The following is an 11,486-nucleotide window of genomic DNA, read 5'->3' on the forward strand; positions in this document are numbered from 1 at the left end:
GCGTATCCAGTGAATTAAGTGCCCGGTCTTTGGTTTCCCGTAAACCAAGATTGTCAATGAACGCATTCTTATCGGAAATATCTGTCCCATTCAGTTCTATCGCCAAACGACGATTGGCATTGTCATTCACCGCATTGAGTGCCGGATTGGTCGCATAGTCCCCTTTCGGTTGTTTCTCATTCAGTCCATTGGATAACGCCGCATTCGTCGCATAATCCTGCTTAACCCTGCCAAGCTCGCCATTCAGTGCTGCAATATCCCGATCATTCAATGACCCTGCCGGGCGTAAATCCGTGACATTCCCGTCACCATCAACATTAGCAATCGCAAACACATAATGCGGATAACCCGCGGCATCGATATAGTTTTGCAGGTCATTAGCGACCGTAATTTTAACGACCGTTTTCCATTGGCTCACCAGATTACCCTGATAGCTAAAATCGGCATACACTCGGGTATTGCGCAGGCTATTCAGCGTCTGCTCAAACTCCAGTACCCCACGCAACCCGCCGACATAAGCAAGCCCTTTTTTGACAAGATACTGTTCTCCCTGACGCACCACGGCAAAGCCCTCACCGAAGAACGCCGCTTCGCCGTAACTGTCGGTATTGATCAAACGCTGCATCTCGTCGATACCGGATAAGCGGGCGGTAAAATCAATCTGCCATGTTTCAGCAGTGGTAGTAATGGCGGTTTCGATAGCGGCGCCGTCAAACTCCAGCAAGAAAGAGCGGGTCAGGACATTGCCCTGCAAGCCGTTGGCGGTCTTGATTTTCTTCTGGGTAGGCGCATGGGTGATCATGCCGATAACACCGGAAGCCTGATTGATTAAGCCAATCCAGTTAAAATCAAAATTGCCGACTTCCGTCCCTAATGTGACGCTGTAGGCCACGGCGTTCTCACTGGCAAGACCTGTTTTATTAACGGCCTGACGGTGAACGATGTAGTTTGCCGCAGGCAACTTTTCATCACGACTGAATGCCTTTGCCGGATCAAGATTCGGCACATTGGCAAAAACAAATTCATCCAGCACGACCGCCTTTCCTACGGCAACTTGCTGGGCCTTCCATTTTTCAAAGTCCAGGGTAATGACTGAGGACATTTTTTATTTCCTTATAATGACGCACCGTAGGTCACAGTCGGTGCGGTGTGTTCCTTGAGGCTGGCACTGTCACAAATGGCAACGCCTGCGATATGCCCCACTTTTAACAATAATGGCTGGATCGGGATGGCAGCGGCATAAGTGCAATAGTCTGCACCAATACTGCCAACCCGCATTAACAATTGGTTTTTGGCGATCACTTCAAAGCGGTAGCGGCGGCAGGTTCGGCCATACTGACGGATGATATTCATCAATAAATCGGGATTAGCCGCTATCTGCCCGTCGCTGAGGCGCAGGATAATTACATCCCAGTCAATGTCCGGCTGACGCTCCAGCAATTCCACATAACCCACGCCCAGCCGTTCAAAAATGGCAATAAACCCCGCGATGCTGCCTGCATCTTTGGCATTGATAAAGGCGTACTTCACCCGCTTGCGAAACAAGGGCAACGGTTCCCCGTTAAAGCGCTGGATATCCCGCTGGTAGGCCAGCACCGATAACAGCGCCTCAGAACAGGTTTCGGCATCCAGTTGAGCGAGCGGCCATGTCAGCCAGCCGTAAACTTCCGTCCAGAATGCCCGCGCCGCATTAAGCAGTTTGGCGGGTTCCCCCTTGTCCATCCATGAGGGTAAGGCCAGCCGCTTAAGACGTTCCCGGAACTCAGACATTCTTCACCTCCACAGTGAGTGATTGCAGCCGGGGGACACTCAATTCACTGAGAATGTCGCCCAATGAAAAAGTCAGTGACTCAATTTCGGTAAATTCACGGTGTATCTCGCGGCCCAAGTTCGAAAAGGAAAAGCGCGAGTAGGGCCATGTTTTCTTCACGTCATAATCAGTATTTTCCCGGAACGCACAGCGGATCAGGTTACTGATATCCGTTTTCAGGGTGACTATCTGCTCTTGGCTGTAATTCGCCATGTTCGCCACAAACAGCGTCACCGTTAGCGCATGATGGGTTTCCGGCATCGGCAGGCACTGCATATCATCCCCATGCCCATGATGGCCCTGATTGGTGATGTAATCGTTCACCGCCTCAATAAACGGCTGACTGATCACCCCCGAATCCAGCAACAAATAGGCGTTAGCCGTGCCTGCCCCACGCGGCGCATCGTGCAAAAAGAAAATCCGGTCAATGCTTAAGCCCGCCACCGTCGCAATCATGCCCCGGTAAACCGCATCGGTATGATAGTTACCGACCAAGTTATACTGGTTGCGGCAACGGTCACGCAACTCATCGTCGGATTCCGCATCTGCGCCGGGGGTTAACAGCCAGCCTTCTTCATTCTGTACCCGCGCAATGCCAGAGACGGCCACAGGCAGGATGCGAAAATAACCGGGTGCAAGGTTAAAGGCCCCGCCCGCAACCTCCGCCATCACAGGCAGTAAGGCACTGCTGACTCCTTCGGCAATGACAACACTTTCCGTGGTGCTGACCCGGTAGATTTCACCATTAATGCGCTCGGTCTGGATAACGGTTCCCGCAGGCACAGTCACCGCCGAAGCGCCCGCCGCTTTATAGAAACGGATAGCACCAAGGGCTGCCGAGGCGGGTTTACGTTTCAGGTTGACGCCCCACGCAAACATATCCAGCCATGTCCCCGATGCCGTCGCCAGATACATGTTTTTCAGTGTGACGTTGATTAATGCGTCTTTCAGCCACAACACCGGACGCGTGACAATCGTGTTAACCAACCGCCAGAACGGGGACATGCGCGAGGTATTGGTCACCAAGCCCGCTTCATCCACCACCTTGGCAAATGCTTGGCGGATATCGGCTTCCGTGGTCGGCATCCCGCTGTCACGCAGCACTTTTTCATAATCAATGGTTGGCTTAGTTTCCATGCCCCACACTCACACTAATACGGCCAAAATCGTAAGTTTCCGCCGTGATCCACAATTTAGTCGGCGACTCTTCATTAATCGTGACCGTGCCCGGAATAATCCGCGCATCATCTTCGACCAGAATTTCTATCTGGGTGCGGATGTCGGCACGCAGGGTCGGGCTGCGCTCTGCCACCAGTTCGGTAGCAAGGCCGCTCTCAAGGATGGCGTGAACACAATCCTGACCAATGGAGCGGCGGTTATTGCAACATTGCGGCTCCCTGCCTGAGTTCAGCGTAAAATCACCGTCCGTAATCAATAAATCAATGTATTTCGGCTCATCCATAAGCCACCTGCTCCCATTCCGTGAGTTGTGCCGGTGTGACGTTGCCCTTCACATTCAGTGTCACATTTTCAATCCGGCGGCTGTTATCCGTGATGGTCTGTGAATTTGTTGTTACCTCTTTCATCAGACCCTGCTTGCCAATGCCCTGCTTTTTTCCGCCCGTTAATACGCCCTCAGTTTCGGGCGGTTTAATGGCCTTCACAGGCTGGATCATCGCTTGGGGCTGGCCCTGCAAAATCCCGTTGGGTTGCGTCATTAATTTGGCCGTATTTTCCCCGATGCCTTGCACCGGAGCCACTGCTTTTCCGGTCGGTTCGGTGACCGTCTTCTCAATGGCTTTAGTTTCAATATTCACGCCCGGAATGTAATTGAGTTTTTCTACAATCCAGTCAAATGCCTCACTAAATGACGCTTTTATGCTGTCCCATAAGCCACTAAAAAGATCGCTGACACCCCCTGCCATGCCTGATAGAGCATCAGCCAGTGAAAAGTTGCTGAACCAGTTCCAAAATTTGTCCCAGCCTTGCCCAATCGCCTGCAATGCTGAACCAAATAACTGCGCCAGCGTACCGACAACCTGGATCACCAGATTAATCGGCATCATTAACAAGCCGATGGCACCAGACACAATACGCCCAAAAGAGCGCCCCGTTTCAGTCACGCCCTGTAACTCTTCATCCGTATATTGGATGGGCGCTAATAAATCGGCAAACCAGCCAAACAGGCTTTTCACCGCTTCCCAGACAAAACCTATCGCACTCCCCAATGCATCAAATGCGGGCGATAACGGAGCCAGTGCGCCACTGGCTCCACTAAATCCCTGAATAAACCCTTTAATAAACGCCTTAATCGGGTGCCAGAATTTAATGACCGCAATCACCAGAGCAGCAATCACCGCAATAATCGCCAGTACAGGCCATGTCATGGCGGTAAACCCTGCTGCTGCTGCCCAAGAGGCTATCTTGGTCACAATCAGGCAGGATCGCATCCGCGTTAGCATACTGCTCAATCCGGCACTGGCTTTCGACATGACATTCATTCTTCCCGTCAGTAAGGAAAGCATGAATGCCCCGGCATTCCATAAAGGGATCAAGCCCAGCCAGATAAAGCGGGAGACACCCATCACGATATTGGCAATCGCCCCCGCCGCGGCAAAACTCAATATGCCGACTGAGATATACCCAATCCAACGGGCGATATTGGGAAACAGCTTTGCCCAGCGCACCAATATCTGGCTTCCATCAGCCAGCTTATTGATTAACGGTTTGATCACTGGCAGCAAGGTTGAACCAATGACAATACGGATATTTTGCCAGATGGCTTGCAGCCGTTCCCACGGGTTCGCCATCCGTTCGGCCATTTCACGGGTGCGTTTCATGCCATCGTTGGCACCTAATGCCGTCATGTTCTTGCGCAGGGCATCGACATTACCGAAAAGCTGCTTGACCACCACGGCCGAATCGCCAAAGGCTTCCTCAATTTCAGCCTGCGCCTTAAGGTTACCTTCAATGCTCTTGCCGTATTTAGCCTGGAGCTTTTCCAGCATCTCCGGCATCGACAGCAATTTGCCGGAAGCATGAGTAAAACTTAAGCCCAGCTTTTTGCCGCCCGTTTCCGCACTGGTGATAAAGGATTCATACGCGCCGCTGGACTCGGTGCCCAGCGAACGTTGCAATTCCCCCAACACGGCCAATTGTTCATCAATGCCGACACCAAACTGTGTCCCGGCAGCACGTGCCCCTTCCATCGCATCCGCAATGTCGGTCATGGACATGCCGAACGTTTTTGACATCACCACCGCCTTGCCTGCCAGTTGTTCCGCAAACTGAACATGCCCGACGGCATTCGCCTGCTCGGAGAACTGGGCAAACATTTTCCCCATGTAGGCGCTGGCATCACTGGCACTGGATTTCAGGGCGGCGGCGGTTGTATTGGCAATATGGGTCATCTGGGGCAGATCGCTTTGCGATAGTCCGCCAATGGCCTTGCTGATTTCCGATGCCGACTGCACAAACTCAATGGATGACTTGCCATACTGGGAACTAAACGTCATGGCATCTTTGGCCACTTTATCCATCACGCTGCTGTCAATACCCTGCAACGTGGCAGAACTCAGCGCCTCATCCATTTCAATGGCCGGATCCAGAAAGCCCTTGATAGACCAGAACGACGCGGCCAGACCTGCGCCGCCAACGGCCAGTTTGCCAAACGCATCTTGCGACGACTGGGCAAAGCCTGACACCGCCGCTTTGGCTTTCGCCAGCGGTTGGGTAATTTTATCAATCAGGCTTAAGGTAAAATCTAATTGCCCACTCATGGTTCACCCTTGAACGCTAATGCTATGCCGTTTGCCGTTGCAATGCGCATATTTTCCCAATAACGATTATCCAGCCAAATAGCCCGGGCTAAATTTTCCGTATTATCTTTTTCATTCGGTAAATAATGACGGCGTAATATTAAGGCCTGCTCAAATAAACTCTGGTCAATGGCCTTAACCCGTGCATTTAGTTTTTTATTTCGATGTCCAGTTTCGGTGCATATTCCGAATTTACACGCTCCACAATCTGCATGGCCGCGCCGGGGATTTGCAGAAACTCATCCAGCGCGGCTTTAGAGGCAGGCTGCACAATGCGGCGCAAGTAAGTGACAATCGGCACAATTTTATTATCCAGTGTCATGTCATTAATCATGCTGTTATAGGCAATAATATTTGGTTCAAATTTAATTTCTTTTTCGCCAATAATTAACGTGATAATTTTATTTTCTTTCATGATTAAATTCCTTTCTTTTATTTATTTCATCCACTAATTGATTATGCCGGGCGGCGCAAGTGCCATATATCTGGATATAATCAATCACAATATTTGCTAAATTATTTCCGGTCATTCCCGCCAGTCGGGGTAACCGTTCCTGACAGGGTGTCAGTAAGTTTTCCTGATAAGGTTCGTTCAATGCTGTCGGCTGTCTCGTTGTACATCCTGACAAACTCAGGGCTAACGCACACAGCAGTAAAAACAGGCTTAACCACCTCAGTACGTATTTCTCTGGGGGCAGCATGGGCGATCTCCTCCAGTTTACCTTCCAGTTGCCGGGCGGAGGCGCTGGAAATGGCCTGCAATTCTTGCCGGATGCTCTCCCCGGTTTCCGCCGCCGCCCGTGTTATTCCAAGCTCTACGCTGTCACGGTAGTAATGATTGACGCGCCAGCCCGCACCGAACGCTAACGCAAGGCAGAGTACATACAGCGTCCGTGCCTTGAGCATTATTTCACTCCGTTATGCGCCAGTGAAAAATGATTGCCATCGGGACGGGAAAAACGCCCGCCCCATGTGCCACCGAGAGACTCCCAATATTCACCCAGTGGCAGATAGGCATCACTGCGGGTCTGATACTGGCCTTGAATAAACAGGTTCAGGTCAACGGCCAAACGCTGGGTATGCAGGCTGTTGGCAATACCAGCCCCTTTTTGGGCATTCAGTTTAGCCTGCTCCGGCGTGCGGTAGGCCTCCCCGAACGTGACGCGATAACCGCGCTCATCCGCCCATAAAATGAGTTGGGCAACCAGTACCGCAAATAATTGCTGTTTTTCACTCAGTGTCATTGCTTTAACTTCCCTGTTAACAAGGCGCTGCCGCGCTTGCGTAGCCAGACCTCAATTAACTGATAGCCGGCAATCCCCAGTGCGCTGCCAATCCCCGTGACCGCTATCGGGCTGATGCCCGGCCACCAAATCAGTAACGCCCCCGCCATGACAGACACCGCCGACCCCAGAATAACCCGGCCAATAAACAGCCGTAAGGTGATCGGTTCGTTGCCTGTCAGCATCTTGCCTAACGCAATCAGTGCCCCCAATAGCACCAGCGTAACAAAGGTTTTTTCATGTTCTTCCATGAACTGCCATCCTTACCCAATCAGGCTTTGCGTCAGTTCCGCTTCCAGATAGGGAATGCCATTAATGCGCACAAAGTCCGGGCTGGTCACCACAAACTTGACTTTGTGAGTCATGACACTGCCCCCTTTCGGATCAACATCCAGAATGTCGCTCACAATCAGCTTGCAGCCGTAGGCTTCGACCTTGATTTCCTCGTTACCCGCTTTGGCGTACCACATTAAATCGACGGGCTGAATGCCCCGCCATGATCCCGCCGAACGCGCTTTGGCGGTCACAATCTCCAGATATTTGGTACTGAGTTCAATTTCCCCTTCCGCCGCCACATCCCCGGCAATATAGCCATCCGGTACGCCCTGCGTTTGGGCGGCAGCCGTGTTATCCGTAATGGACAGATTGACCTTTTCCGCATGAACCAGATCCCCGTCCATATTAAAATCAATCGACTGGCCTGAAATACGTTGGCTCATGCGCTTTTCTCCAGACTGCTATCCAGCAACAGACTGACCGAAATCCCTTTCGGACATTCGTAAGTGCGGATAGTGATATAAATTTCCACGGTGTTTTTATTGCGCCATGTGATAGCAACATCACCGTCTTTTGGTGATTTCACCTCACCGGGGAACGTCACCCCGTTAATTTCGGTACTGCGTGACATTTCACGCAAGGTACGGGCAAAGTAAGCCTGATGCGTTGCCACACTGCCCGGTGTGCTGTTTAAGCTGCGGTCGGCAATTTTGGCAATTGCCTGCAACCGCACACGCCGCGCCACCTTATCGACAATCCGCAGGTTTTCGATGCTCTGGTAGTCCCCACCTTCCACGTCCAGTGTACGGCCATCTGACCAGTACAGGCCGTCATAATCGGGATACCACATCGGCACACTGAAACGCAGTTTTTCCAGTGCCTGTAAGGTGGCTAAATCAATGGCTCTGCCTGTGCCGTCTTTCGGAAAGTCTGACGCGCCCAAATCCATTAATGGCCCGGTCTGTACCCGTGCGGGGCTGTCTGCCACGGTCACGGCGCGATTACATAAACGCCCGGCCAAGACGCCTGCCTCATTACCCCACAGACACGGCACCAACTGCACCGAGGCCACCGCTTCTCCTTTTTGCAGCTCTGCCAAGCGGTTGACATAATCGGCCCACGGCTCCTTAGATTGGGGCGCATCCACCGCCAGAATCGCCCACTGCCAGCGGCCAAACTTGGCGATGGTGTTGGCACGCAGGGTTTGCGCCGCCTTGATCACCTCTTTGGTTGCGCCAAGGGTCAGCACATAGCCTTCCACACTGGCGACCACCTGCGCCGCAATGACGGCCTCCACGAACGCCCGTTCATCAGCCAGTTCCGGCAATACATGCACATAGCCCGACCAGTTTTGCCCGGCATTAGCCATCGCCGCCAGTACCTGACATTTGAGAGCCGTGCTTGCCGTTCCCAGTACGGAATCAAAGTCCGTCTGGGTATTGACGGCAATCGTTTTGCCTGTGTTGGTTTTGCCCGTCCCCACAAAGAGCAATACCCGCTCAATCTCCTTGGTTTCGCCTTGCAGTTGGTTAACCTGGTTAACCTGAACATGTGGCCACATAGTTTCATCCCTTAATTGAGGCACTTATCCTGTGCCGTATCCAATCCCTTGTAACTGGCGTTCCAGCGCTTTGCTGAACTCGTCCTCATTTATGCCCAAGAACGCACGAGCAGGAATAGTAATTTCCCATTTGCTTTTGATTTCTTCGCCACTTAATACGCGGATCATCGTTCCGGCCTGAATAAACTTCATATTGGCAGTAATTTCCTTGATTGGAGGTTTACGCCAGCGTTTACCTTTTTTAACTTTATAGCCTAAGTCACGCAGCTTTTTTGCTTGCCTGATAGTCGCCATCCGTTCACGGTCAACATTCTTTTTCACTTGTTGCCGACTAATCTGAAAGCTCATGCCATTTTGTTGCCCATAACCCACGACACCCGCAGGCACTTGCTGACTACCATTGCGATAATGCCCGCCCTGCAAATACACCCGAACAGCATCAATTTCGGGCATTTCCTTGATATGCAGTAACTTCGGCATATTTCGGAGCATTTTTTGTCGTCTGGCACTTTTGCGGGCAGGCCAGCTTTCGCCGTCCGGTGATTGCTGATTACGCACATTGCGCTTGGCGGCATCAATCAGGGCATATTTTGCGATACGCCATAACAGGCGCTGGCGCTTCTTATCCGGTAAATCAAGGCTGCTAAGTGCTTCCTGCAATTGCTTAAGCTGATTGCGATTTAATTGCCCGTGGATCATGCTATCAGTGCCCCGGTTTCATCCACACTGTGTACGGTACCCTGTTCCGCGAACCAAACTTCGGCATCAGCCAGCGACCAGCGCTTACCATCAAACGGGATCATGCCTTGCGGATCTTCCCGTATCACGACAGGTTCAGCCAGCGACAGCGATACCACGACAACCGCCGTGTTATCGTCAACTTCAACGGTCAGTGCCGGGCGTTCCTGTTCAACATTGGCTTCATTGAAGCCATCACCCTGCTCGGTCAGCCAGATATCAATCAACAGCGGAATATTGCGCGGGTCACATTCCCGATAGGGGAAACGCCCCCATGCAATGATCGCCTCATATTGCTGAATGAAAAACTGGTATTGCCCCAGCCCTAAATCCCGTTGCGCCGGAATAAAGCGGATTTCATCCATTTCACTGCTAAATTCCGTTTCGCAAATCCGTTCCGGCAGATTTTCCCGTAAAAAGGCCGTTAATTGCTGTAACTTGCTCATATCAGACGTACCGTGGTGCGTCCATGCCCTTTCATGTTGCGCAGCACTACCGACGCTTCAGCCAGTAACCTTTTGCGTACTTCGGGACTTTCCTGTCCCGGATTGGGGGCACGGCTGACCAGTGTTGTGTATTCCCCCAATAAATCAGCTTTTGCCCGCGCATAAACCGCTTTTTTATACTGACTGACCAGCGCCGTATTGCCGTTAATGGAAATGCCCGGCACATTGGCAGCAGTCTGGTAGCCTTGGGCCTGCAAGCTGGCTTTCAGGCGTTGCAAATCAAGGTTGATCTCCGCCACCGTTGCCAGCAGCGCATTCGCCAGCATGTCGTTATCCAAATCGGGCGGCAATTTGCGATTAGCCTGAAACTCCCGCAAATTCAAGTCAGGCCAAAAACCATCATTGGTCAGCGGGGCATCCCGATAATCCACCGTGTTGCCATTAAACATCGGTCATTCTCTCCCTGAAAAAAAAGCGGGCTGTCCGGTTTCCACGGCCATCAGCAATAAATTGCTCTGCCTCCACCGCGCCCGCTCCGGCTTGCGGTAGTCGTTATTGATTAAGGTTGAGCGTTTCGTTTGTCAGTGCCCGAATCCGGGCGGCGATCCGTTGTCGATAGGTTTTTACCCCCGACGCCGGATTGTACTGATGAGCTTTTGCCAGCCAGCTATCTGCCTGCTCCAGCACATCCAGACTATCCACGCTACTTGCCTTAATGTCGGCGTTATTCCCTTTTAGCAGGAGTAAGGCCGCGAATTTGTAGTATTTGGCCTTGATTTTCTCGTGAACTTTCCATTTTTCAGTGACATTGTGAAATGTCCGTGAGAAATAGGGTTCCACAGGATTTCCGGCTTCCGCTTCCCGTCGTGCCCAAAGCAACACGGTATCGGCCACGAACGCCGGAAAACCACTACGAAAGTTATCGGGAGTGAGCTGTCCTTGCTCAATGGCGATATCCGCCCAGTCCAATCCCTGATCAAACTCCCCGATATCAAATAACCAGATCACGCAGTAGACGAAAATCGGATTACTGTACACCTCACCTTCATCAAGATAACGTTGTGCCGTGGGCAGGTAGTTGGGTAACAATTCCCGCCGTTTCATCTCGACCCGTTCTGCTGTGGTCAGTAACTCACGTAACCGCTTTACATCCTGCCCAATGGCACGGGCTTGCAGGTGCATACTTGCACCATCGGCAATGGCGACAGCTTGCTGCCGTGCCAGTTTCTGGCGCAGTGCCACTTCTGCCCGGTGTCGTTGAACAGGCGACAGCATTATTTGTTACCCAAAGTTTCAGCAGGTTCCGCCACCGTACCAATGGTCACGGCCTTTTCATCATAAGCGGCATACAATTCTGGCGTTTCCAGTGCGTAACCTTCGTTGCGCAGGTATTTGTTTTCGAACTGTTTACGGTCGTCCACAAATTCCGCCTTACGCTGGCGAGTATTGCGCTGGGTCAGAATTTGCAGGTTCGGCAACATAGTGACAATCATACGCTTACCCGGCATAAATGGCGGTATCATTGATGGACGTCCGGCAATGGTGCTTTCCAGC

General features: G+C 51.9%; 17 protein-coding genes. All 17 read right to left on the bottom strand.

Going from position 1 to position 11,486, the window contains the following annotated elements; all coding sequences use genetic code 11:
• Nucleotides 1–1,102: phage tail-collar fiber domain-containing protein (locus tag AAC854_RS19175; RefSeq protein ID WP_340618508.1), on the bottom strand; the 1,102-nt coding region annotated here is incomplete at its 3' end.
• Nucleotides 1,103–1,113: 11 nt separating this feature from the next.
• A complete protein-coding gene (locus AAC854_RS19180) occupies nt 1,114–1,770 on the bottom strand; it encodes a phage tail protein (protein ID WP_340618509.1) in 657 nt (218 codons plus the stop codon).
• The gene (locus AAC854_RS19185; protein WP_340618510.1) at nt 1,763–2,947 is read right to left on the bottom strand and encodes a baseplate J/gp47 family protein; all 1,185 of its coding nucleotides are present in this window, start codon (nt 2,945–2,947) and stop codon (nt 1,763–1,765) included. The genes AAC854_RS19180 and AAC854_RS19185 overlap by 8 nt, the downstream gene beginning before the upstream one ends.
• The gene (locus AAC854_RS19190) at nt 2,937–3,272 is read right to left on the bottom strand and encodes a DUF2590 family protein (protein ID WP_340618511.1); all 336 of its coding nucleotides are present in this window, start codon (nt 3,270–3,272) and stop codon (nt 2,937–2,939) included. Before AAC854_RS19190 ends, AAC854_RS19185 begins: the two co-directional genes overlap by 11 nt.
• Nucleotides 3,265–5,589: a phage tail tape measure protein gene (locus AAC854_RS19195; protein WP_340618512.1), complete on the bottom strand. Its 2,325-nt coding sequence runs from the start codon at nt 5,587–5,589 to the stop codon at nt 3,265–3,267. The genes AAC854_RS19190 and AAC854_RS19195 overlap by 8 nt, the downstream gene beginning before the upstream one ends.
• Nucleotides 5,586–5,813 (bottom strand): DUF6890 family protein, encoded by a 228-nt coding sequence (locus tag AAC854_RS24385; protein ID WP_422824107.1) that lies wholly within the window; start codon nt 5,811–5,813, stop codon nt 5,586–5,588. The genes AAC854_RS19195 and AAC854_RS24385 overlap by 4 nt, the downstream gene beginning before the upstream one ends.
• Nucleotides 5,777–6,046, bottom strand: a complete 270-nt coding sequence (locus tag AAC854_RS19200; protein ID WP_340618522.1) for a putative phage tail assembly chaperone — start codon at nt 6,044–6,046, stop codon at nt 5,777–5,779. Before AAC854_RS19200 ends, AAC854_RS24385 begins: the two co-directional genes overlap by 37 nt.
• A gap of 98 nt (nt 6,047–6,144) precedes the next feature.
• Nucleotides 6,145–6,534, bottom strand: a complete 390-nt coding sequence (locus AAC854_RS19210) for a hypothetical protein (RefSeq protein ID WP_340618514.1) — start codon at nt 6,532–6,534, stop codon at nt 6,145–6,147.
• Complete coding sequence (locus AAC854_RS19215; protein WP_340618515.1) at nt 6,534–6,872, bottom strand: M15 family metallopeptidase; 339 nt, start codon at nt 6,870–6,872, stop codon at nt 6,534–6,536. The genes AAC854_RS19210 and AAC854_RS19215 overlap by 1 nt, the downstream gene beginning before the upstream one ends.
• Nucleotides 6,869–7,162, bottom strand: coding sequence for a phage holin family protein (locus AAC854_RS19220; RefSeq protein WP_086110340.1), 294 nt, complete (start codon nt 7,160–7,162; stop codon nt 6,869–6,871). The genes AAC854_RS19215 and AAC854_RS19220 overlap by 4 nt, the downstream gene beginning before the upstream one ends.
• A 12-nt stretch (nt 7,163–7,174) precedes the next feature.
• Entirely contained in the window at nt 7,175–7,630 is a 456-nt protein-coding gene (locus AAC854_RS19225) for a DUF2597 family protein (protein ID WP_099117085.1), read from the bottom strand.
• Nucleotides 7,627–8,748, bottom strand: a complete 1,122-nt coding sequence (locus AAC854_RS19230; protein WP_340618516.1) for a DUF2586 domain-containing protein — start codon at nt 8,746–8,748, stop codon at nt 7,627–7,629. The genes AAC854_RS19225 and AAC854_RS19230 overlap by 4 nt, the downstream gene beginning before the upstream one ends.
• A gap of 24 nt (nt 8,749–8,772) precedes the next feature.
• Nucleotides 8,773–9,447, bottom strand: a complete 675-nt coding sequence (locus AAC854_RS19235; protein ID WP_340618517.1) for a phage virion morphogenesis family protein — start codon at nt 9,445–9,447, stop codon at nt 8,773–8,775.
• Nucleotides 9,444–9,932, bottom strand: coding sequence for a phage tail protein (locus AAC854_RS19240; protein ID WP_340618518.1), 489 nt, complete (start codon nt 9,930–9,932; stop codon nt 9,444–9,446). Before AAC854_RS19240 ends, AAC854_RS19235 begins: the two co-directional genes overlap by 4 nt.
• Nucleotides 9,929–10,381, bottom strand: a complete 453-nt coding sequence (locus AAC854_RS19245; RefSeq protein WP_340618519.1) for a head completion/stabilization protein — start codon at nt 10,379–10,381, stop codon at nt 9,929–9,931. Before AAC854_RS19245 ends, AAC854_RS19240 begins: the two co-directional genes overlap by 4 nt.
• A 103-nt stretch (nt 10,382–10,484) precedes the next feature.
• Complete coding sequence (gene gpM, locus AAC854_RS19250) at nt 10,485–11,207, bottom strand: phage terminase small subunit (RefSeq protein WP_340618520.1); 723 nt, start codon at nt 11,205–11,207, stop codon at nt 10,485–10,487.
• Nucleotides 11,207–11,486 (bottom strand): P2 family phage major capsid protein (locus tag AAC854_RS19255; protein WP_340618521.1); only part of this gene is annotated, 280 nt, incomplete at its 5' end. The genes AAC854_RS19255 and gpM, both read right to left, overlap by 1 nt.

This window comes from Xenorhabdus entomophaga (assembly GCF_037996725.1).
GTDB classification, from domain to species: Bacteria; Pseudomonadota; Gammaproteobacteria; order Enterobacterales; family Enterobacteriaceae; genus Xenorhabdus; species Xenorhabdus khoisanae.